The sequence below is a fragment of the Nocardia sp. CDC159 genome, from assembly GCF_023740735.1.
Lineage (GTDB): Bacteria > Actinomycetota > Actinomycetes > Mycobacteriales > Mycobacteriaceae > Nocardia > Nocardia pulmonis.
Genome location: NZ_JAMRXH010000013.1, coordinates 51,261 through 71,844 on the forward strand (window position 1 = coordinate 51,261; position 20,584 = coordinate 71,844).

The following is a 20,584-nucleotide window of genomic DNA, read 5'->3' on the forward strand; positions in this document are numbered from 1 at the left end:
CGATATCCCCTCGCTGGGAGAATCGAAAGTCTATGCGCGTATTGATCGTCGAGGACGAGCCCTATCTGGCAGCGGCAATCCGCGATGGCCTGCGCCTGGAGGCGATCGCCGCCGACATCGCCGGTGACGGTAACACCGCCCTGGAACTGTTGAGCGTCAACGCCTACGACATCGCCGTCCTCGACCGCGACATCCCGGGGCCCTCCGGCGACGAGATCGCCCGTCACATCGTGGCTTCCGGCAGCGGTATGCCGATCCTGATGCTCACCGCCGCCGACCGTCTCGACGACAAGGCGACCGGATTCGAGCTCGGCGCGGACGACTACCTCACCAAACCCTTCGCACTGCGCGAACTCGTGCTGCGCCTCAGAGCGCTCGACCGCAGGCGCGCCCACAGCAGGCCACCCGTGCGCGAAATCGCGGGCCTGCGTCTGGATCCGTTCCGCCGCGAGGTGTATCGCGACGGCCGCTATATCGCGTTGACCCGCAAGCAATTCGCGGTGCTCGAGGTCCTCGTCGCTGCCGAGGGTGGTGTCGTCAGCGCCGAAGAACTCCTGGAACGAGCGTGGGATGAGAACGCCGACCCGTTCACCAACGCCGTGCGCATCACCGTCTCCGCGCTACGCAAACGTCTCGGTGAGCCCTGGCTGATCGCCACGGTGCCGGGCGTCGGATACCGCGTCGACACGGGGCCGGACGCCGGGCGCGAGGAGAACGATCGTGGATAGGGCACCCGGGTTGAGCGTTCGCGTCAAACTCACGCTCAGCTACGCCGGGTTCCTGATGCTGGCAGGGGCCCTGCTGCTCGCGGTCGTGTGGGGGTTTCTCCTGCGCTACGTGCCCGACCGGACGATGCGGCCCAGGGCACCCGGCAGCGGACCCAATCGTTCCGAACTCCTGAGCGCCTTTGGCCCGAAGGCGGTCTGGGCGATGGTGTTCCTGCTGGTTTTCGGTCTCGTGGGCGGATGGATTCTCGCTGGGCGCATACTCGCCCCGCTCACCCGCATCACGAACGCCACCCGCCTGGCCGCGAGCGGGTCGCTGTCCCACCGAATTCAACTGGAGGGCCGAAACGACGAGTTCCGCGAACTCGCCGACGCCTTCGACACCATGCTCGCCCGGCTCGAAGCACACAACGCCGAACAGCAGCGGTTCGCGGCCAATGCCTCCCACGAACTGCGCACCCCGCTGGCGATCACACAGACCCTGCTCGATGTGGCCCGCAACGATCCGGACCGCGACACCGGTGAACTATTGGCCATCCTGCACGCGGTCAACACGCGGGCGATCAACCTCATCGAGGCATTGCTCCTGCTCAGCCGCGCCGACCAACGGTCCTTCACCCGAGAACCCGTCGACCTGTCCCTCATCGCGGAGGAAGCCACCGAGACACTCCTTTTCCTCGCGGAAAAGCACGGCGTCACCCTCGAGACCTCCGGTGACATCACGCCCGCCATCGGCTCACACGCGCTCCTGCTGCAGCTGACCACGAACCTCGTACACAACGCGATCGTCCACAACCTGGCGGAACGAGGCATGGTGTGGGTCACGACCAGCGCGTACCCCCAGGCCGCGGTGCTCACCGTCGAGAACACCGGCGACAAGCTCACGCCCCGAGTGGTTTCCACGCTGGTCGAGCCCTTTCAGCGCGGCACCCAACGCATCCGCACCGACCACGCGGGTGTGGGCCTCGGCCTGGCAATCGTCGAAAGCATCACCCGAGCGCACGCCGGAACCCTCACCCTCACCCCTCGCCCCGCGGGCGGACTCCGCGTCACGGTCCAACTCCCCACGCGGTGCTGAGATTCGCACCGGGCGCCCCCGCGGCCCATCGGTGTGGTTGCGCTGGATATTCCGCCGCGGGGATGCCATTTTGGAATATCCCTGCTATCGATCACCCCCTTTTGGTTGGGCCGGAATGATTTCGGTCCAGAACTGGTGGCGTACCGCGTCCCAGAGCCTCGTCAGTTCCGGCAGGCACTCACGGGCCGAGGCGAGATCCGGAAGGTGGTCGCTTTCGAACATCACCACGCCGGTCCCGTCGTGAGCACGGTGGACCGCGACAATTCCGATCCGGTACCGATCCAGTCGCCACACCGCCTCCATTCCGTCGACCTCCGTTCGCCGGATTCCATCCATCTGACGTCCCCCTTTCCATCGCCTGCCGGATCAGGGGACCACGGCCCCGGTGTGGAACCGAGAGAATCGGTCTGCCCGAGGCCTTTTCGGACGAAACCGCTGGATACGGTCCACAAGGGGAGTAAAGTTCGGACCGCGCTGGATACCTGAACGGTCCACTTCTGTAGGGGGTGTAGTCGAACTATGTCCAACGACGACGACGATGATCAACCGTCAACTCTTGCCCAGCGACAGCTGGGACGCTTCCTTCGCGAAAAACGTGAGGGAGTCGGCCTGACGCTCCAACAGGCCGCGCAGTTGGTGGAACTGAGCAAGACCGCTCTCCAGCGCTTGGAAACGGCGAGTTTGAAGAGGAAGTATCGGACGAACGATGTTAAAGCGCTGTGCGAAATTTATGAGGTCAGTGCCGAGGAGACCGCCCGCGCAATCGAACTGACAGAGCAGGCCAAGACGGCAAGCTGGTACACGGCCTTCAGCGGGCTGTTCGGTGACTCGAAGTTCAACATGTTTGTCGGCTTGGAGGCGGTCGCATCTCGGCTGATCGTCTATCACGAAATTGTGCCCGGCCTGTTGCAGACGGCTGATTATGCTCGTGCGTTGATTGTCTCGTTCCATCGAGACGACGACCCCGAAGATATCGACCGTCGTGTCGAACTACGGTTGAAGCGGCAGGTCATCGTCAAACGAAAAGCTCGGCCAGTGAAACTCGAAGTTCTGCTTCATGAGTCAGCTCTGTACCGGGTGATCGGCAGCCGTCGCATCATGCGTGCGCAGCTTGCGCACTTGGCTGAGATGGGTAAGTTGCCAAACATCACTCTTCGCATCATCCCTTTCGGTGCAGGATGTGCATGGGGCGAACTCCATGGTCCATTTGTGGTTCTGGACTTCGGCGTCGACAACAAGGGGCGGATAATTGAGCCGCAGCTCGTTTACGTCGAGGGTCATGGACTGATGCCTGATATGTACGTCGAGGACAAGGATGCCGTCGAGCGCTACCATGACCTTGTTTCGGCCATCCGTGAAATGGCCCTGAACGAACAGCAATCACGCGACCTGCTGAGGCGGGCGGCAAGGAGTTACGAGCGATGAGTGATCTGTCCGGGGTGCGCTGGTTCAAGAGCAGTTACAGCGGCGGCAATACTGAATGTGTCGAGATCGCTTGGCTCGAGGACAGTCAGATCGGCGTCCGCGATTCGAAACATCCCTCCGGTCCAGCCTTGATTTTCACCCCGGCCGAGTGGGACGCCTTCACCACCAACCTTCGCAACGACATGTTCTCCGTGTAAGCAGCGCTCTCCGGACAACCTCCAAACGGCCTTGTTCCGTTCTCCCGCAACGGAACAGGGCCGTTGCCCATAGCGGCTCCATCAGCGCCGCTTGGTGACCTCCACCCCTCTACCCGGCCGCCAGTGCTGAATCACCAGCAGTTCCGCGGCCTGATCGACGGATGTCAGAACCACATCGGTGAGGTCGAGCCGGAAGTCGTGTACGCCCGGCGGTGATCCGAGCGCCTCCTTCTCGGGTCCGATGATCTCGACGGCGACGCCCATCACCTTGGCGTCGCCCTCGCCGGGATGGGCGTGGATAGCACACCGCCCGTCCCGCAACAGATCTCGTGCCTTCATCGCATCCGGCATCGACCCGAACATCAGATCCGCACCGATGAGTTCGACCTCGGACCCGCTCACCCGGGGTGAACCGTCGCGTCGCAGCGTCGCCAATACATGTGTCTTGTGCGCCTCGAAACGCTGCCGCACCTCGGCCGCCAGCTCCGGCGCTTCCCCCTCGAACTCCCGCCATGTCGCCATGTACGGAGTGTGCCAGCACCCACCGACAAGTTCCGGATTCCCTCCATCGGGGGAGCACGAATTCCGACTCGCGGCCGACGTGGCGGCGGAGGCCCGTCCGTAGCGTCGAAAGCCCCTGTTCACCAGCGACTTTCGTCGGGAGGATCTGTGCTCTCCGCCTTCGTACCGGCCCTGCGGCACCCGGAATTGCGGCGGAAGATCCTCGCCACGCTGGGCCTGCTCGCGCTCTATCGGCTCGGGGCGACGCTGCCCTCCCCGGGGGTGGACTACCGCGCGGTGCGGGAATGCGTCGAGCTCGTCTCCGGCGGTGAATCCGCGGGGATCTATCAGCTCATCAGCCTGTTCTCCGGCGGGGCGCTGCTGGAGCTCTCGGTGTTCGCGATCGGCGTGATGCCGTACATCACCGCGAGCATCATCACTCAGGTTCTGTCCGTGGTGATTCCGCGGTTCGAGGAGCTGCGCAAGGAGGGTGCCGCCGGGCAGGCGAAGATCACGCAGTACACCCGCTATCTGTCCGTTGCGTTGGCGGTGTTGCAGGCTTCGGCCTTGGTGGCCCTGGCCGCGAGTGGTCAGCTGTTGCGCGGGTGTGAGCGGGATGTGCTTGCCGATGCCTCGCTGTTCGGCATGGTCGTCGTCGTGCTGGTGATGACCGCGGGGGCGGCGCTGGTCATGTGGTTCGGCGAGCTGATCAGCGAGCGCGGGGTGGGCAACGGGATGTCGCTGCTGATCCTCGCGGGGATCGCGGCCCAAATTCCCAGGCAGGGCACGGCGATTCTGGAGGCCAAGGGCGGGTTGGCCTTCGCCGTCGTGTGCGTCGCGCTGTTGCTGATGATCGTGGGGGTGATCTTCGTCGAACAGGGGCAGCGGCGGATTCCGGTGCAGTACGCCAAGCGGGTGGTGGGCCGCAAGATGTACGGAGGTGCGGCGACGTATTTACCGCTCAAGGTCAATCAGGCGGGCGTGGTTCCGGTCATCTTCGCCTCCTCCATGCTGTACGTGCCGACCCTGATCGCCAAGCTGACCGAAGGGGCGAGCGGGTGGCAGGAGTTGCTGCAGAAGTATTTGACCGATCCGTCCGATCCGGCCTACCTCGTGATCTACTTCTGCTCGATCCTGTTCTTCACCTACTTCTACGTCGCGCTCACCTTCGATCCGGTCGAGCGCGCGGAGGAGATGAAGAAGTTCGGGGGCTTCATTCCGGGCTATCGTCCCGGCAGGCCGACCGCGGGTCACCTGAGTTACGTCCTGAGCCGGATCACCTTGCCGGGGGCGATCTATCTGGGCGGGGTGGCGGTACTGCCGAATCTGCTGTCCTTCGGCGCGATGAGCTCGGCGCAGGGCCTCGCCTTCGGCGGGACGTCCGTGCTGATCGTGGTGAGCGTCGGGCTGGACACGATCAAACAGCTCGAGAGTCAACTGCTGAATCGGAACTACACAGGTTTCCTGCGCTGAACCAGAATCGGAGAGATGACCACGACTACCTCGGCACGGCCCCTACTGCGGGTGGTGTCGTCGCTGGTGCTCGCGATCGCCGCCCTGGCGCTGTCGATGGGCAGCGCCGTCGCCGAGACGCCCGCGCGGCAGGAAGCGGGCCTCGGCACGGCGGTGCGGCCCGCGCCGATCTCCGTGCTGCTCGCCAACGATCACATCGTGTTTCGCTCGGGCTTGCGCTCGGTGCTCGCTACGCAGCCCGATATCCGTTGTGTCGGGGAGGTCGGCGACGGGCCCGCCGCCATTCGGGAGATGGGGCGGCTGCGCCCCGATGTCGCCATCCTCGATCTCGATATGCCCGGCCTGGACGATCCGGCGCTGGTGCGAACCGTTGCGGCGCTGGGTGAGAGCACCCGCATCCTCGCTCTCACCGCGCACGACACGGAGGAGAACCTCTATCGCGCAATGCGTCTGGGCGCGAGCGGGTTTCTGGTGAAATCGCTGCCGTCGCAGGATCTGATCGCGGCGGTGCGCACCGCGGCGCGCGGGGATGCCCTGATCGATCCGCGGCGCACCCGCCTACTGATCGAGCGGCTGACCCGGGGGAGCGAACCATTCCCCAGCGCGCCGGAGGTCGATACGCTCACCGCCCGCGAATACGAGGTGCTGCTGCTGATCGCCAAGGCCCATACGAATCCCGAGATCGCACGGGTGCTGGGTGTGGGTGAGCAGACGGTGAAGACGCACGTGTCGAATGTGCTCGCCAAACTCGGTGTGCGCGACCGTGTGCATGCCGCCGTCTACGCCCACACCCGCCGCATCGTGCCGCTGGAGGCGACGGACTATCCGCTGCCGCCGCGGTAGATGGTCGGCATGGAGCCGAGGTCGGCGAAGTTGAGCTTGTTCTCGCCGTCGGTGCCGAACCAGGCGACGTAGGTGATGCCATTGATCGTCGCGACCGCGGGCGGCCAGGGGCTGGCGTCGGCGAACTTCCACCGCTGCGCCTGGCCCTCGTTCAGGTTGTCGATGTCGAACAGCATGTAGATATTGGTGTTGAGACCGGAATATCCGGCCACGTAGCGGCCGCCGATGCTGAACAGATTCGGGCCGCCGACCAGCCGATCGCTGAAGGTGGCCTTGGTGGGCGGCACGCTGACGCCGAGGTAGCGGGCATTGAGGTGGTTGTACGCGGCGTCGGTACCCGTCCACGACAGCAGCGTGCCCCGGGACGGATGAATCATGACAGCCGGTGTGTCGACGCTGTATTCGACGGGCTCGGGGCTGACGTAGTAGAAGCTGTACGGCGGGTTGTGCGATCGGACCGTCTGCAACAGCTGCGCGTTCTGCGCCGTGTAGCCCACCCAGAGGGTGACATTGTCCGAGACCATCGCGGGCCCCCCGATCGCCGGTTCCAGCCACCTGCGGCGGTCCTGATAGTCGACGCCGTTGTCCGACCAGGCCAGCGTCGTCTGATTGTCGGTACCCATATAGCCCAGATAGAGCAGCCCCGTCTGCGCATGGGAGCTCAGCGACGGCCGCTGCAGGCTGCTGTCGAACGGCAGCGCCCGCGCCCGGACGACGCCGTCGACCTCCATCCCCGAGGCGACATACATGGTCCCGCCTTGCGTGGACCACACCAGCACCAACGTGTTGCGATACACCGCCAAGGCGGGGGCCGCGACCGGCCGATTCGACGCCCATAACGTACGTCCGATGAACATGATTTCCCCCCATATGGAATCAGTGGTGACAGATTCCGAGCGTAGGGGCGGGTGCAAGTCATGTCATGGGTTCGGTCCGGCCAGCGGACCGTCGAGATCGAGCGCGGCCATCGGCGCGCCATCGGGCGCCCAAGCCTGCCGGAACCCCTCCTGGACAGCCATATCCACCAATTCGACCCGGCTCCCGATGCTGTCGATGCGGTGATAGGCGAACGGCCGACCATAAGGGCAGGCATCGAATTCGATCGCCGCGCCGCGCTCCTCCAGCCGCTGCTTATCGATCGTGATGTCGCTGGACCAGTAGCCGATGTGGTCGAAGCGCGAGCCGCCGCTCGCATCCCACGGACTACCGGGATCGCCCTGAATCACCTCGAAGAACGGCGGCCCCTGCACCGAGAAGACGATGCGGTACTCCCACTCGCCGAGCCGCCCGGTGCGCACCGGCCCCCATTGCACACCCAGCGCCCGCGTCAGATCGTCGGTCGCGCGCCGGATGTCCTGGACCGCGAAGCACAGGTGATAGAAGTTGTTCACTCCCTCGGTTCTACCCGAGCTCAACGGGATTCCAATGCGCGTAGCTCGGCGAGCGGGGGCATACCGTCCCACTCGAGGAGGTTCTTCTCCATCGTGGATGCGTTGGCGTCGAGCCAGGGTTGCATGTGTTTCAGGGCGTCGGGACCGCGGAAGCATTTTCCGTAGACCACGACGACGCCGCGGCCTTCGAACAGATCGAGGCGGCTGAAGGCCAGTTCGAAGGTGTGCGGCCCGGCCAAGGCCGCGGCGACGAAGTGAATGGCGTCGTTCTCGGGGAGTACGGCCATGAGATGGCCATGGGTCTCGTAATTGCGGATCAGTGCGTCGGCGAGGCGATCGAGGCCGTCGCTGTCTCGGACCTGGTCGTGCACATTGATGGTGAGCATGTCCGACCACGCGGCCAGATTCGCATCGTCCTGCGGCGTGAATTCGTGCGTACCCTGCTGTGACCATCGGTGCACGAAAGTGGTGCCGCCGAAGTCCAGCCAGTACGTATCCCTCTTTCGCCGATCGCGAAATATCCACGCCATCGCAGGCTCCCCTCCCGGATAGTGCTCGCCGCACGGGCCGAGCTCGAGAAGTCTTGCATGCGACGGCCTTTCGTGTCGAGTACGGAACATTCGTCCAAGACATCCCACTCGACCGCACGCGATGCTCGCGGTCGTGCCCGCACACGCGCGCTAGGAGGTATGGCATATGAACGCGGCACTGCCGCTCGTGTTACATGTGCACGGGGGCGGGTTCGTCGGTACGGCACCGCAATGCGATTGGGGCAATAGTCATCTCGCCGCGCGGCTACCCGCGGTCGTCGTCTCGGTGGAACATCGGCTGCTCGCGCCGCCGACCACGGCCGCCGCTACGCGGCATTGCTGCGCGCGAGTCCGGCACGCCCACAGAACTTTCCGAACACCCCGGTGCCCCACACGCGTTCATCACCCTGCCCGGAGTGGTGCCGCAAGCCAAGGCCGCACGCGCGGAGATCCTCGAATTCCTCCATGTTCACCTCTCCGGTGCACCCTCCGGGGTTGCCGTGACGCAGAGCAGGTCTCCGGAGGAGTAGGTGCGGACCATATAACCGGCCTCGGCCAAATATCCGGAAAGCTTGCCCGGCAAGGGCTTCGGGCTTTCGCCGACGGAGTCGGTCGGGTCGCCGTACCCATACACCAACGACAATGTGCCGCCCGGACCCAGCAGCTCTCGGATCAGGGCCAGTTCGGCGGTGGGGCGTCGGGTCCAGAAGAGGTTCACATTGACGGCAAGCACCTTGTCGAAGCGACGTCCGTCACCGCCGAGAACATCGCCCGGCCGCAACTCCTCCACCGCCACCTGCACCAACCGCACCTTGCCCGAATCCACAAGGTGCGCATGCTTTCTCCGCGACCGGGCCACCGCAGTCGCCGACCGATCGACCGCGACGACCTGCCCCCCGCCAACCGCCTCCGCCAGGTACGCGACCGACGGGCTGGAACCGGCCCCGATCTCGAGTACGCGATCACCGGCCCGCACCCCAATGGTTTCGATGATCCAACCAAAGCGCGCATCCGTCCCCATCGCCGCAACATACGCCCGGCCGGGCCGCTGCGCAGCCCGCTCGGCTGTAGCTGCCGACCCTGAGCTCACCACAGTGCGGTGTGGTTTCGCAGCGCGTCGGCAAGCAGGGCGAGGCCGAAGGCCGCCAGCAGGATTCGTAGCGACGGTGGGCCGAAGCGCGTGAGGGTGCGGACCAGGCCGCGGTAGAAGCGGCGGGCGGGACGGGTGCGCCAGGTCGAGGCGAGCAGGACGAGGGCGGGTGGGAGCAGGGCGATCAGGCAGTAGGCGAGGATGATCAACGGCCACAGGGGCGGTCGGGGGTCGCGAGTCGAGACCATGGCCAGGGCCGCGAGGTAGGGGATCGCCGTGGGGGCTTGGCCGAGGCCGATGGCGATGCCGGCCAGTCCGAGCAGTAGCGGGCGGTGCCGGGCTCGCATCGCCCAGGATGGGATCGCCGGGCCGGTGCCGCCCGAGAGTCGCACGCTGGCAAGGGCGAGCAGCACGACGCCGACGGCGAGTTCGGTCCAGTACCGGATGGCCGGAGTGATCTCGAAATCGATCAGATCGGTCAGGAATCCCAGGCCGAGGACCGTGCAGATGCCGAAGGTTGTGGTGACCGCGAAGACGCCGGTGAGGAAGCTCAGCGCACCCGGCACCGGGGAGCGGCGGCTCAGCCTGCTGTCGAGGACGACCGCGGTCGTGACGCCGACGAGCAGGACGTCGAGCGAGTCCAGGAAGGCGAAGCCCGCGAGTGCCAACAGGAAGATCAGCATGGTCTCATCGACCATACGGTCCCGCCGAAAAACATTCGGCGGGGCCGTCTTTCACTCGAAGGTCACATGGTCGCCGCGTCGATGACGAAGCGGTAGCGCACATCGCTGGCGTTCGCGCGCTCGTACGCCTCATCTATCCGATCGGCCGAGATGAGCTCGATCTCCGCGCCGATATTGTGTTGGGCGCAGAAGTTGAGCATCTCCTGGGTTTGCGGGATGCCGCCGATCATCGAGCCCGCCAGCGAGCGGCGGTAGTTGGCCAGCGTGAACGGGGCGACCGAGAGCTTGTTGTCGGGCAGGCCCAGGATCACCAGCGTGCCATCGAGATTGAGCAGCTTCATGTAGTCGTCGATGGGCAGTTCGGCCGAGACCGTGTTGAGGATCAGGTCGAAGCGGCCGCGCAGATCCTTGAAGGTCTGCCGGTCCTTGGTGGCGTAGTAGTGCCGCGCGCCGAAGCGCAGGCCGTCCTCCTGCTTGCTCAGCGAGCTGCTCAGCACCGTCACCTCGGCACCCATGGCCGCGGCGATCTTGACGCCGACGTGGCCCAGACCGCCCATGCCGATGATGGCGACCTGCTTACCCGGCCCGGCATTCCAGTGCCGCAGTGGCGAATACAGCGTGATGCCCGCGCATAGCAGCGGCGCGGCCTGCTCGAGCGGAATTCCCTCCGGAATCGACAGCACGAAGTTCTCGGTCACCACGACCTGGGTGGAGTAGCCGCCGTAAGTGACGCCGCCGGGCTGGAACTCCTCGGGCACCCGCGTGTTGTAGGTCATCGTCGCGCCGCGGTTGCAGTACTGCTGCTCACCGGCCAGACACGGCTCACATTCGCCGCACGAGTCGACCATGCAGCCGACGCCGACGCGGTCACCGACCCGGTGCTTGGTCACCGCGGAGCCTACGGCGGCGACGATGCCCGCGATCTCGTGGCCGGGCACGCACGGATAGGTGGTGCCGTGCCATTCGTCGCGGGCGGTGTGGATGTCGGAGTGGCAGATGCCGGCGTACTTGATGTCGATGAGTACGTCGTGCGCACCGAGTTCACGGCGTTCGATCGTGGTCTTGGCGAATCGACCGTCTGGTGCGGAGATGGCATACGCGGCGGCAGTGGTCATGGTTTCATGCCTACTCCCGCATAGTTGGCAATGCAAACCATCGCGAGATTGGCAACATGTCAGCCAACTCGCCGATCGGGTGCGCATGGGTTGCGGAAACGATGTCCGATGCTGGTCGGATGGCGATCTTGCTGGCCCTGGTGTCCATGTGCTCGACGTTGGTGGGCGGCTACGTGGCCGCCCGCATCGGTGAGCGCAAACGGCTGGTGCTCGGTCTGGCCGCGGGCGTCATGCTCGGCGTGGTTGCCTTCGATCTGCTGCCGGACGCGCTGGCGGAATCGCAGTACGAGGTGGCCGGGGTGCCCGGCGCGCTGATCGCGGCCGTGGTCGGCTTCTTCACCGTGCACATCATCGAGCAGGAGATGGCCGTGCATGTCGGGCACGAGCACGAATTCGGTGCGCACACCCACGATTTCGCCTCCGTGGGCCTGCTCGCGGCCGGTGGGTTGATCTTTCACAGCATGCTCGACGGGTTGAGCATCGGCGTGGGCTTCCAGGCCGGGTCCGCGCTGGGATTCTCGCTGGCCATCGCGGTGATCTGCCACGACTTCGCCGACGGGTTCAACGCGTTCACCATTCCGACGCTGTACGGGCACGCGCGGCGGCGGGCGGTGCTGCTGCTGTGGCTGGACGCGCTCGCGCCCGTGGTGGGCGCGCTGATCGGGACGCTGATCCACGTGCCCGCGAATCTGGCCGGGCTCTATCTCGGGTACTTCGCCGGGTTCCTGCTCTACCTGGCCACCGCCGACATCCTGCCCGAGGCGCATGCGGGTAGACCGTCGCGATCCGTACTGCTGTGCACGATCGGGGGTGCGGTGTTCATGTTCGGTGTGTCGATGCTCAACCACTGAATACGGGACACGGCCCGCTCGATTTGGTACACATAAAAGCACAATCGCCGCAAGCCCTGCGAGTGCGCACGAGGCGGGAGTGTCCATGTACGACCGCACGGATACCACCCATTCGAATGGCGCCGCGCCGACTCGGGTCGGTAAGGCGGGGCGGACGGCCGCGCTGGTACTGGCCGCGCTGCTGGCCGCGGCGCTGTTCGTGGGCTATCGAGAGCACTTGCCGCGCTGGGCCTTCGGAATGGGGGATTCCGCGGCCACCTTGCTCGGCCCGCCGCTGCCGCCGATGGACGCGGCCGTGGTCGCCGCCACCGTGGAGCCGCAGCTGGTCAATATCGAGGTCGCCCTCCGGCCGAGCGGGACGAGCGCCGCCGGGACCGGCATCGTGCTCACCGCCGACGGACAGGTGCTGACCAGCCATCACGTGGTCAAGGGCGCCGACGCCATCACGGTGGGCGATCTGGGCAACGGCCGCGACTATCCGGCCACCGTGCTGGGCTACGACGCGACCGCAGATATCGCCCTGCTCTCGCTGTCCGGAGCGAGCGGACTGCCGGTGGCGCGGGTGGGTAGTTCGGCGGCGCTGCGGCTGGGCGATGAGATTCTGGCGATCGGCAATGCGGGCGGCACCGGATCGCCGACCGTCACGCCCGGCTGGGTAACCTCGCTGAACAGTTCGATCCAGGCCCGCGACGCGGCCGACCTGTCCCGCAAATCGCTGACCGGAATGATCGAGGTGGCCGCGCCGGTGGCCTCCGGCCAGTCCGGCGGCGCGCTCGTGGACCGCTACGGCGCGGTCGTGGGCGTGGTCACGGCGTCCTCCGGCGAGGCCGCCAAGGCGGCAGGCCGGGCCAGCGGTTACGCGGTCCCGATCGATCGGGCCCTCACCGTCATCCGCCAAATCCGTTCCGGCACACCGACCGACACCGTCCACGTCGGCCCCACCGCGACCCTCGGCGTCCTCACCTCCGACGCCCGCCAACCCCCCGGCGCCCGCATCGACATCGCCCTCTACGGCCAGCCCGCCTACCGGGCGGGTCTGCTCACCGGCGAGGTGATCACCGCGGTCGACGGCCGCCCGATCACCTCGGTCCAGGGCCTCAAGGCAGCCCTCAACGTCCGCAAGCCCGAGGAGGCGGTGCGCCTGGATCTGGTCGGGCCCGACGGGTCACACCGCACGCTGAGCGTGGTGCTCGCCGTCGGGCCGCCGAACTAGCACCTAGACCAGCGACGTCCAGTAATCCTGGAAGCGCAGGAACACCAGCAGCACCACCACCGCGTAGAACACCGCCACGACCGTCCAGCGCCATTCGGCCACTATCCGCAGTGGCCCGCGGGAGCCGCCCCACAGTTGATCGGTGACCACGGCCAGGAGGACCGGCGTGGCCGCCCAGACCACCATGCAGTACGGGCACAGGGCGTTGATGCGGTAGAGGCTCTGGAAGATCAGCCAGCAGATGAAGCCGATGCCCAGAGCCAGGCCGAGCCACAAGCCGCCCCAAAACCATTGGGGCAGGCCCACTCCCGTGATGGCGAGGACCGCGATGGTGACCACCACCGAGAAACCGACCACGCCGATCAACGGATTCGGGAAGCCGAACACCGCCGCCTGATCGGTCGTCATCACCGAACCGCAGGCCAGGATCGGATTGATGCTGCAGGACGGGCGATAGTCCGGATTCGTGAACAGCTTGAACCGCTCGACGGTCAGGGTGACCGAGGCGATCCAGCCCGCTAGGCCGAAGATCAGTAGCAGCCACGCCGAGCGGGCCGGTGCCGCAATCATTTCGCCGCGGCCTCTATCTTCTGGCGGAAGTTGTCGGGGGCGAGGTCGTTACCGCTGACCTGGTTGCCGTTGATGAAGATCGTCGGCGTCTGGACGATGCCCGAGTCCAGCACCTTGTCGGTGATCCGCATGCTGTACTTCTGGTACTTGCGGTCGGTGATGCACTGGGCGACAGCGGGATCGGTGTACCCGGCGTCCTTGGCGATCTGGACCAGCTTGTCGTCGGGCAGCCCGCCCGCGCCCTCGCGCGGCTGCTGCTGGAACATACTGGTCAGCCAGCCCTGGAACTTGCTCGGATCGCTGCCCGCGACGCAGTACGCGGCGCTGGCGGCGCGGGAGGAGTATCGCGTGTTGCCGCCGGACTGCTGGTCGAGCATCGCGATGATGTTGTACTCGACGGCCGCCTTGCCGGAAGCGACCGCCTCCTCGATCACCTTGCCGTCGGTGACCTCGAATGCCTGGCAGGCCGGGCACTGCAGGTCGGCGACCACCCGCACGGTCGCCTTCGCGCCGGGCTTGCCGAGCCGGATCGAACCGTTGTCGGTGAGGGACGCGGTGAGGCCGTCGGGGGCGGGTGGGGCGGCGATGGTCGGCGTCGGGCCCGGATCGTTCTTCTCCGCGTTCCGGACCGCGATGCTGATTCCGATGGCCGCGATGAGACCGATCAGCACGACCGCCACACCCACCTGAATCAGGATGGTGCGGGTGCGGTCGGTCCGCTGGACCGAGGCCAGCGCGTTCTTACCCCGCGGTTTCTTGCTCACCTTCGAGTTCACCACGCCTTCCTGTTGTTCGTGAGGACACCCGTTGTGTGCCGCCCCGATCGTACGGGCGCGGCCGGACGGACGCCGCTCCCGGACACATGATTGCCGGCGAACCTGAGATTCCGGTCAGAAGTACCGACGTCCCCCTACGCCTGCGCCAGGCGGCGCTTCTGCTCCTCGATATCGAATTTGGCCTTCGGCCAGCTCAATTCGAGGCCCTGCAGCGCGCCGATGAGCAATTCGGTGACCGCCAGGCGCGAATACCATTTGCGATCGGCGGGCAGGACGTGCCAGGGGGCGTATTCGGTGGAGGTCCGGTCGAGCATCGCCTGGTAGGCCTCCTGATAGGCGGGCCAGTAGGCGCGCTCGTCGATATCGCCGGGATTGAACTTCCAATACTTGTCGGGCCGCTCGAGCCGCTGGGCCAGGCGCTTGCGCTGTTCGTCGAGGGAGACGAACATGGCGACCTTCACCAGCGTCATCCCGGAGTCGACGAGTTTGCGTTCCCACTTGTTGATCTCGCCGTAGCGCTTGCCCCACACGTCCGGAGGGACCAGGTCGTGCACCCGCACCACCAGCACATCCTCGTAGTGGGAGCGGTCGAAGACGCCGATCTGACCGCCGCGAGGCAGCCTGCGCTTGATGCGCCACAAATAGTGGTGTCGCCGTTCCTCGGCGGTCGGCACGCCGAAGGCGGCGTGGTCGACGCCCTGCGGGTCCACCGAACCGATCACATGCCGGACGATGCCGCCTTTGCCCGCGGTGTCCATACCCTGCAGGATCAGCAGCACGCTGCGCGGATCGCCCGAGCGGCCGTTGGCGTAGAGCATCTCCTGCAGATCCGACAGCACCGTGGCGCGTTCGGCGAGCAGCTTCTCTCCGGCCGCGCGGTTGCCCTTGAATCCGGGCGTGGCCGAGGTGTCGAGATCGGCGACCTGCACGCCGTCGGCGCGCAGCGCCTTGCCGATCGAGGAGGAGCGGGGCGATTTGGGCATGTAAGCGAGTAAATCACTGAATGCAGGCCAAGCGGGTGAGGTGATTGGCCAGGTCGGCGTCGTCGCACGGGGTGAGGCTCAGATCGGCCGCGGTGGTGAGCAGATAGCGGCCGTCGCCGGTGAAGTCGAGCCAGGTGCGGTGCCGGGTCGGGGGTGAGATCGGATTGTCGGGGGCAACGGTGACCGTGATGAAGCCGCGGGAGTTCACCGGATCTCGAAGTTTTCGGCGGAACCGGGCGGCGTTGCGGTGCCCGTGCGTGCGATAGGGCGGTTTGTCCTCCGAATCCAACACCGCCTCCTGAGGTTCGCGCATGGCGCCGTGCCGACCGGGCGGGGCGGAGCCGATCACCTCGACCAGTTCGTCGCCCAGCGCGCGGGCGTGGCATACGCGCACGACCACCGCGTCGGGGCGACCGATCAGGATTCCGGCGTGGTGGTGCACGACGGCGGCGAAGGCCAGGATGCGCTCGGGTTCGGCGCCGTCGCTGCGCTCCCCGGAAATGGTGATCGTGGTCGCGTCGGTCCGGGCGCACAGCAGCAGCGCGGCGGTCAGATCCGGATCGGTGTTGCGCGCGTAGCGGTGGCGCAGACCCAGCGCGGCGTATTCGGATTCGGTGCGGGCGGTGGCCGCGGGAATCATGTTTACGGGGTAAGGCCGACGGTCCAGTCCGGTCTCGGTGGCCCAGACGTGCGTGAACTCGTCCGGGGTGAGAACCCACTTCACTGCGCGAGACCCCCGCTCTGCGCCGGGGCGAATCGGGGGACACGATCCCCGGACGCGGGCAGGGTCGGGTTGTAGACGTAGGTCAGCACATCGCGCGCGTCGGCGAGTGCGGAGGCGGCGGCCAGGTCGTAGGCCATCCGCCGCTGCCCGCCGTGCACGGCCTCGGCCGCCTGATCGTCGAGTGGGCGGTAGGGCGGTGGCGGGGGCGGCAGCGCGTTGCGAATCGCCTGGGCGGCTTCGGCATTGGCCTCCATCAGGCGCTGCAACGTATCGCACACCTCGGGCAGGGCCAGGCCGCGGCCGACGAAATCGCGGGTGGACTTCCAGGCCACCTCGTAGGCGTGGCCGCTCCAGCGCGCGAACTCGTCGTTGACCGAATCGGAGAAGACGCGGAACGCCTCGCCGAGGAGTTCGGCGTGGCGACGCCAGGAATCGGCGACCCGGCCCAGTGCGCTCGGATCGAGCGCCTCGTGCACCCGGTCCCAGATCTCCTGATGGGTGAAGGCTCCGAAAACCTCCCGATCGGGGACGTAGGGCGGATCGAGTTCGGGCGGGGGACTCACCTGGTCTCCTCCAGCCGCGCGGCCACCAGTTCCACCGCCGCGCGGTTGGCGGCCTCGGCCTCGTCGAAGCGCTTACCTGCGGCCAGATAGGCGGCTTTGAACAGCAGCGCGGTCTGCTGGAAGGCGGTGATGGTGTCGAACAGTTCGCGGCCCTTGTCGGCGAAACCACGGCTCAGGGCGTGGCCGGACGGCAGATTCGCGAATCCGGTGACCTCGGTGACGGGGTGGCCGCCGTCGCGGGCGCGCTGCAGATCCTCGACCAGGCGATCGCAGGCCGCGGCGAGATTGCGGGCCACATCCTCGGCGATCTCGAAGACCGCGCCGTCGGAATCGGTTGCCGCGGCATACAATTCGCGTGCGGCCTGCTGTCCGGTCTCCGGGACCCCCACTGCTGCTCCCCTTCCGATCGGCCCCGTCCCCGGATGGCGACCCTACCGGACCATGATCGAGCGCGCCGGCTGACGTCGCTGTGACCCGGCACACGGCCGAGTGCTATTGCGGGCGAGTGGCACTCACGTATTGGAGCAGGCCGTGGATCTCCTGATGGATATCCACCAATCCGGCCTGCGCGAACAGCTTCGGGAAGGTGTCGATATCGAACACGCGCAATCCGCCCGCCCCGCCCACCGCGCTGCTGACCCGACCGAACCAGGTGTCTCGGCGCTGACTGGTGCTGATCGCGATGCGCCCGCCCGGGGCCAACATCCGGATCATCTCCCGCGCGGCGTCGAGCGGGTCCGGGATCAAATACAGCGCGCCGAAACAGCAGACCGCGTCGAAACGGCCGTCGGCGAACGGTAATCGACGCGCGTCGCCGCGGACGTAGCCCACGCGCGGGCCCGAATTGTCGGCGCGGGCCCGGCGCAGCATGGGCGCGGAGAAGTCGAGCCCGATCGCGAAGCCGTCGTCGTCGAGCCGCTCGCTGAGATAGTGGGTGAAATTGCCCGGCCCGCAGGCGACGTCGAGCACCGTGGCCCCGGGGCGCAGCCGCAGGGTGCGCGCGGCGTCGCGGCGATCGGCCTGCATGGTGCGGCCGGTGGCCACATAGAACGCCGCCGGGCGCCAGGCCCGCTCGTAGACGAGGGCGAAGGCCGGATGATTCATGGTGCGCCGGGCGAGGTTCACCGCATTGTCCTCAGGCGCGCTCGACCTCGATGGTCATCCCGGCCGCGCGTAGCCGGTCGGTGAGGGCATCGCCCATGGCCGAGGCGGGGGTGAGAATTCCGGCCAGCGGCGGCAGTTCGTCGAAGGCCAGGCACAGCCCGGCCTGGCCGAGCATCACCGAGGTCGCCTGATAGCCGGGATCGCCCTTACCCGCGAAGGTGCACACGTACTTCGCGCCGGAGGTGGTGTGCGCGAAGGTCTTCATGGTGAACCAGCCGCCGCGCCGGGCCTTCTCGTTCGGCCCGGTGCCGGGTTTGGGCAGGAGCCGATCCAGCAGCCGCCGCCCGGCCGCGGCCCGCGACAGCACCGCACCGGCGGCCATCGTCGCCACGATGCCGCCCGCGACGCCCGCCGCGACCAGGGGCGCGGCCGGGGACGAGCCGGTGCCCATCACCTCGCGATAGCGGAAGTTCTTGCCGTACACCCAACCCAGCAGGCCGTTGCTGCGGCGCACGATCTTGGTGTTGTGCTGGGCCATGATGAAGGTCGTGACCCAGCCGTCCAGGCTCGGATCGATACTCGACGCCCGGGCCAGCGCCTGATCGGACTGGCGTCCCACATCGGGTTCCATCGACCGGTCCGGGCTCAGCGAATACGGGTGCGACAGCACCGAACCCTTGGCCGGATCGGCGGCGATGGCCTCCATCATGGCGCGACCGGAGTCGATGGTGCCGCCGCTGGCCCCGCCCTTGAGCCAGGCCACCAGGGTGGTGTCGGTGAGTTCGCCGGTATTGTCGGCAACCGAGCGGCGGTAGAGCTGGTACACGCTCAGATCCGACGGAATCGAGTCGTAGCCACAGGAATTCACGATCTTCGCGCCGGTCTGCTCGGCCTGCTCGCCGTAGCGGTCGATGCATTCGCGGATGAACAGCGGCTCGCCGGTGAGGTCGGCGTAATGGGTCCCGGCCGCCGCGCACGCCTGCACCAGCGGCAGCCCATAACGCAGATATGGACCGACCGTGGTGACGACCACCCGGGTGCGGGCCGCGAGCGTGTCGAGGGCCGCCTGATCCGACGAATCGGCAACCAGCAGCGGCCAATCCGCGGCCACCGGGCCCAGTTCGTCGCGCACCGCGGTGAGTTTGTCGGGGGAGCGGCCCGCCAATGCGATGCGCGCGCCCTGCGGGGCCGCGGTCGCCAGATACCGCGCGGTGAGCTTGCCGACGAAACCGGTCGCGCCGAACAGCACGAGGTCGAATTCCCTGTCTGCCATGGGTTTTCACATCTCCTGACGGATGGTCACGCCTTGCGCCGCTTGCTGGTGCCGGACTTCTTGCGCGCGGTGGTGGTGCGGTTGGCATTCTTCCTGGGCTGTGGGCGCTGTGCCAGCCAGGCGTGGTGGAGTTTGCCCAACTCGGTGACCGGCGGGTCGCCGTAGAGCCATTCGCGGGCGATGCGATGCCAATTCGCCGTCGCCTCCAACTGGCCCAGCACACCGAAGGTGAGAAAGTCGGCCCGGCGGGAGAACAGATGTTCCGGCGGGAGATTCTGCTGTTTCATCCCCGCGTATTCGGCCGCGCGCGGATCGACGGCGAGTACGAAGGCGCCGCTGGCCAATTCGGGGGTGATGGTCAGCTCCTCGTCCACCACCACCCATTCGCAGGCGGCCAGCACGTATTCCAGCGCCTCCTCGGGGGTGACCTCGTCGGGCTCCTCGATCACGCCGCGCTGGATCAGCAACTGCCACAGCTCCTCGGCGCGGTCCTCGGCCGCGAACCGGATCCCGGCCATCTCGGCCTGTACATGTTTGGGATCCATCCGGTTGTAGAGGCCGAAGTCCAGGAACGCGACCCGGCCGTCCTCGCCGAGCAGCAGATTGCCCGGATGCGGATCGCCGCAGAACTCGTTGAAGGTGAACAGCGAGCCGACATAGAAGCGGTAGATGATCTCGCCGACCCGGTTGCGCTCCGCGGCGGGCAGGGCGCGGATCTCCTCGAAGCCGCGGCCCGGAAAGTACTCGCTCACCAGCACCCGGGTGCTCGACAGTTCGGGCATGCACTTGGGCACCACGATGAACGGGTGGTCGGCGTAGAGTTCGGCGATCTCGCACTGGGTGTTGGCCTCGGCGACGTAGTCGAGTTCGCTCTCCAGATTCAGCCGCAGCTCGTCGAGTACGGCCGGGGTGACCCAGGGCATGGCCGACTGCAGCACGCGGCGGAACATGGCCAGATTCTTCAGATCCGCGCGTACGGCCACATCGATGCCCGGGTACTGCACCTTGACCGCGACCTGGCGGCCGTCGTGCAGCCGGGCGCGATAGACCTGGCCGATGGAGGCGGCGGCGATCGGCTCGGGCTCGAATTCGGCGAACAGCTCGCCGACCGGGCGGCCGAAGTCCTCCTCGATCACCGCGCACATGGTCTCGAAGGAGACCTTGGGGGCGCTGTCGCGCAGCACGGCCAGGCGGCGCTGGAAGCGTTCGCGGTGTTCGGCCGGGACCAGGTCCAGATCCAGGACCGAGAGCATCTGCCCGAGCTTCATGGCGACGCCCTTCATGGTGCCCAGCACCATGACCATCTGCTCGGTCGCCCGGATCATCGACTCCTCGGCCATCCGGGCCCGCACCGCTTCGGAGCGACCGCGCATGGAGCGTCGAGTGCGCTGCGCGCGGATGACATTGCCGGCGACCGCCACGCCCAGCTTGGTCCCGCGAGCGAGTCGGGACGTCGGCAACTCTTTCGCCATGGAG

At 66.8% G+C, this 20,584-nt stretch carries 24 protein-coding genes; 8 read left to right on the forward strand and 16 right to left on the reverse strand.

What is annotated here, in order from left to right; genetic code table 11:
* Positions 1–32 precede the first annotated feature (32 nt).
* The 4 genes from NDR87_RS25540 to NDR87_RS25555 all read left to right on the forward strand — a co-directional run bounded on the left by NDR87_RS25540 (position 33) and on the right by NDR87_RS25555 (position 3,425).
* A complete protein-coding gene (locus NDR87_RS25540; protein ID WP_251912728.1) occupies positions 33–728 on the forward strand; it encodes a response regulator transcription factor in 696 nt (231 codons plus the stop codon).
* The gene (locus NDR87_RS25545; RefSeq protein ID WP_251912729.1) at positions 721–1,803 is read left to right on the forward strand and encodes a HAMP domain-containing sensor histidine kinase; all 1,083 of its coding nucleotides are present in this window, start codon (positions 721–723) and stop codon (positions 1,801–1,803) included. Before NDR87_RS25540 ends, NDR87_RS25545 begins: the two co-directional genes overlap by 8 nt.
* A 519-nt stretch (positions 1,804–2,322) precedes the next feature.
* Entirely contained in the window at positions 2,323–3,228 is a 906-nt protein-coding gene (locus tag NDR87_RS25550; RefSeq protein ID WP_251912730.1) for a helix-turn-helix transcriptional regulator, read from the forward strand.
* The gene (locus NDR87_RS25555; protein WP_251912731.1) at positions 3,225–3,425 is read left to right on the forward strand and encodes a DUF397 domain-containing protein; all 201 of its coding nucleotides are present in this window, start codon (positions 3,225–3,227) and stop codon (positions 3,423–3,425) included. Before NDR87_RS25550 ends, NDR87_RS25555 begins: the two co-directional genes overlap by 4 nt.
* Before the next feature lie 81 nt (positions 3,426–3,506).
* On the opposite strand, the gene NDR87_RS25560 is transcribed toward NDR87_RS25555, so the two are convergent.
* Positions 3,507–3,947 (reverse strand): pyridoxamine 5'-phosphate oxidase family protein, encoded by a 441-nt coding sequence (locus NDR87_RS25560; RefSeq protein ID WP_251912732.1) that lies wholly within the window; start codon positions 3,945–3,947, stop codon positions 3,507–3,509.
* 147 nt (positions 3,948–4,094) lie between these two features.
* Here NDR87_RS25560 and secY point away from each other — a divergent pair, with 147 nt between their 5' ends.
* Entirely contained in the window at positions 4,095–5,399 is a 1,305-nt protein-coding gene (gene secY, locus NDR87_RS25565) for a preprotein translocase subunit SecY (RefSeq protein WP_251912733.1), read from the forward strand.
* Positions 5,400–5,414: 15 nt separating this feature from the next.
* Positions 5,415–6,242, forward strand: a complete 828-nt coding sequence (locus NDR87_RS25570; protein WP_251912734.1) for a response regulator transcription factor — start codon at positions 5,415–5,417, stop codon at positions 6,240–6,242.
* On the opposite strand, the gene NDR87_RS25575 is transcribed toward NDR87_RS25570, so the two are convergent.
* From NDR87_RS25575 to NDR87_RS25600, 6 genes are all read right to left on the reverse strand, one after another.
* Positions 6,221–7,099: a hypothetical protein gene (locus NDR87_RS25575; RefSeq protein WP_251912735.1), complete on the reverse strand. Its 879-nt coding sequence runs from the start codon at positions 7,097–7,099 to the stop codon at positions 6,221–6,223. The genes NDR87_RS25570 and NDR87_RS25575 overlap by 22 nt on opposite strands.
* Positions 7,100–7,162: 63 nt before the next feature.
* Positions 7,163–7,657 (reverse strand): VOC family protein, encoded by a 495-nt coding sequence (locus NDR87_RS25580; RefSeq protein WP_251912736.1) that lies wholly within the window; start codon positions 7,655–7,657, stop codon positions 7,163–7,165.
* Positions 7,654–8,163 carry a hypothetical protein gene (locus NDR87_RS25585; protein WP_251912737.1) on the reverse strand — a complete coding sequence of 170 codons (510 nt, stop codon included), beginning with the start codon at positions 8,161–8,163 and terminating at the stop codon, positions 7,654–7,656. Before NDR87_RS25585 ends, NDR87_RS25580 begins: the two co-directional genes overlap by 4 nt.
* A 469-nt stretch (positions 8,164–8,632) precedes the next feature.
* The gene (locus tag NDR87_RS25590; protein ID WP_251912738.1) at positions 8,633–9,184 is read right to left on the reverse strand and encodes a trans-aconitate 2-methyltransferase; all 552 of its coding nucleotides are present in this window, start codon (positions 9,182–9,184) and stop codon (positions 8,633–8,635) included.
* 65 nt (positions 9,185–9,249) lie between these two features.
* Complete coding sequence (locus NDR87_RS25595) at positions 9,250–9,936, reverse strand: GAP family protein (protein WP_251913219.1); 687 nt, start codon at positions 9,934–9,936, stop codon at positions 9,250–9,252.
* 62 nt (positions 9,937–9,998) lie between these two features.
* Complete coding sequence (locus NDR87_RS25600) at positions 9,999–11,051, reverse strand: NAD(P)-dependent alcohol dehydrogenase (protein WP_251912739.1); 1,053 nt, start codon at positions 11,049–11,051, stop codon at positions 9,999–10,001.
* Positions 11,052–11,170: 119 nt separating this feature from the next.
* Here NDR87_RS25600 and NDR87_RS25605 point away from each other — a divergent pair, with 119 nt between their 5' ends.
* Both NDR87_RS25605 and NDR87_RS25610 read left to right on the forward strand, forming a co-directional pair.
* Complete coding sequence (locus NDR87_RS25605) at positions 11,171–11,902, forward strand: ZIP family metal transporter (protein WP_251912740.1); 732 nt, start codon at positions 11,171–11,173, stop codon at positions 11,900–11,902.
* An 85-nt stretch (positions 11,903–11,987) separates the two neighbouring features.
* On the forward strand, positions 11,988–13,115 hold the full coding sequence (locus tag NDR87_RS25610; protein ID WP_251912741.1) for a S1C family serine protease: 1,128 nt from the start codon (positions 11,988–11,990) through the stop codon (positions 13,113–13,115).
* A 3-nt stretch (positions 13,116–13,118) separates the two neighbouring features.
* Here NDR87_RS25610 and NDR87_RS25615 read toward each other — a convergent pair whose 3' ends face one another.
* The 9 genes from NDR87_RS25615 to NDR87_RS25655 form a co-directional block, all read right to left on the reverse strand.
* Positions 13,119–13,685, reverse strand: coding sequence for a vitamin K epoxide reductase family protein (locus NDR87_RS25615; RefSeq protein ID WP_251912742.1), 567 nt, complete (start codon positions 13,683–13,685; stop codon positions 13,119–13,121).
* Entirely contained in the window at positions 13,682–14,449 is a 768-nt protein-coding gene (locus NDR87_RS25620; RefSeq protein WP_251912743.1) for a thioredoxin domain-containing protein, read from the reverse strand. The genes NDR87_RS25615 and NDR87_RS25620 overlap by 4 nt, the downstream gene beginning before the upstream one ends.
* Positions 14,450–14,595: 146 nt before the next feature.
* A complete protein-coding gene (locus NDR87_RS25625) occupies positions 14,596–15,444 on the reverse strand; it encodes a polyphosphate kinase 2 family protein (RefSeq protein WP_251912744.1) in 849 nt (282 codons plus the stop codon).
* Between the two features lie 13 nt (positions 15,445–15,457).
* A complete protein-coding gene (locus NDR87_RS25630) occupies positions 15,458–16,168 on the reverse strand; it encodes an ESX secretion-associated protein EspG (RefSeq protein WP_251912745.1) in 711 nt (236 codons plus the stop codon).
* The gene (locus tag NDR87_RS25635; RefSeq protein WP_251912746.1) at positions 16,165–16,731 is read right to left on the reverse strand and encodes a hypothetical protein; all 567 of its coding nucleotides are present in this window, start codon (positions 16,729–16,731) and stop codon (positions 16,165–16,167) included. Before NDR87_RS25635 ends, NDR87_RS25630 begins: the two co-directional genes overlap by 4 nt.
* On the reverse strand, positions 16,728–17,120 hold the full coding sequence (locus tag NDR87_RS25640) for a hypothetical protein (protein ID WP_251912747.1): 393 nt from the start codon (positions 17,118–17,120) through the stop codon (positions 16,728–16,730). Before NDR87_RS25640 ends, NDR87_RS25635 begins: the two co-directional genes overlap by 4 nt.
* Positions 17,121–17,223: 103 nt before the next feature.
* On the reverse strand, positions 17,224–17,856 hold the full coding sequence (locus NDR87_RS25645; RefSeq protein WP_251912748.1) for a methyltransferase domain-containing protein: 633 nt from the start codon (positions 17,854–17,856) through the stop codon (positions 17,224–17,226).
* A gap of 10 nt (positions 17,857–17,866) precedes the next feature.
* Positions 17,867–19,108 carry a trans-acting enoyl reductase family protein gene (locus tag NDR87_RS25650; RefSeq protein WP_251912749.1) on the reverse strand — a complete coding sequence of 414 codons (1,242 nt, stop codon included), beginning with the start codon at positions 19,106–19,108 and terminating at the stop codon, positions 17,867–17,869.
* A gap of 26 nt (positions 19,109–19,134) precedes the next feature.
* Complete coding sequence (locus tag NDR87_RS25655) at positions 19,135–20,580, reverse strand: AarF/ABC1/UbiB kinase family protein (protein ID WP_251912750.1); 1,446 nt, start codon at positions 20,578–20,580, stop codon at positions 19,135–19,137.
* Positions 20,581–20,584: the final 4 nt, after the last annotated feature.

Coding starts and splice junctions, on each gene's coding strand:
- NDR87_RS25540 (WP_251912728.1), top strand. CDS start 33: ATGCGCGTATTGATCGTCGAGGACGAGCCCTATCTGGCAGCGGCAATC.
- NDR87_RS25550 (WP_251912730.1), top strand. CDS start 2,323: ATGTCCAACGACGACGACGATGATCAACCGTCAACTCTTGCCCAGCGA.
- NDR87_RS25555 (WP_251912731.1), top strand. CDS start 3,225: ATGAGTGATCTGTCCGGGGTGCGCTGGTTCAAGAGCAGTTACAGCGGC.
- NDR87_RS25560 (WP_251912732.1), bottom strand. CDS start 3,947: ATGGCGACATGGCGGGAGTTCGAGGGGGAAGCGCCGGAGCTGGCGGCC.
- NDR87_RS25570 (WP_251912734.1), top strand. CDS start 5,415: ATGACCACGACTACCTCGGCACGGCCCCTACTGCGGGTGGTGTCGTCG.
- NDR87_RS25575 (WP_251912735.1), bottom strand. CDS start 7,099: ATGTTCATCGGACGTACGTTATGGGCGTCGAATCGGCCGGTCGCGGCC.
- NDR87_RS25585 (WP_251912737.1), bottom strand. CDS start 8,163: ATGGCGTGGATATTTCGCGATCGGCGAAAGAGGGATACGTACTGGCTG.
- NDR87_RS25590 (WP_251912738.1), bottom strand. CDS start 9,184: ATGGGGACGGATGCGCGCTTTGGTTGGATCATCGAAACCATTGGGGTG.
- NDR87_RS25595 (WP_251913219.1), bottom strand. CDS start 9,936: ATGCTGATCTTCCTGTTGGCACTCGCGGGCTTCGCCTTCCTGGACTCG.
- NDR87_RS25600 (WP_251912739.1), bottom strand. CDS start 11,051: ATGACCACTGCCGCCGCGTATGCCATCTCCGCACCAGACGGTCGATTC.
- NDR87_RS25605 (WP_251912740.1), top strand. CDS start 11,171: ATGGCGATCTTGCTGGCCCTGGTGTCCATGTGCTCGACGTTGGTGGGC.
- NDR87_RS25610 (WP_251912741.1), top strand. CDS start 11,988: ATGTACGACCGCACGGATACCACCCATTCGAATGGCGCCGCGCCGACT.
- NDR87_RS25615 (WP_251912742.1), bottom strand. CDS start 13,685: ATGATTGCGGCACCGGCCCGCTCGGCGTGGCTGCTACTGATCTTCGGC.
- NDR87_RS25625 (WP_251912744.1), bottom strand. CDS start 15,444: ATGCCCAAATCGCCCCGCTCCTCCTCGATCGGCAAGGCGCTGCGCGCC.
- NDR87_RS25650 (WP_251912749.1), bottom strand. CDS start 19,108: ATGGCAGACAGGGAATTCGACCTCGTGCTGTTCGGCGCGACCGGTTTC.
- NDR87_RS25655 (WP_251912750.1), bottom strand. CDS start 20,580: ATGGCGAAAGAGTTGCCGACGTCCCGACTCGCTCGCGGGACCAAGCTG.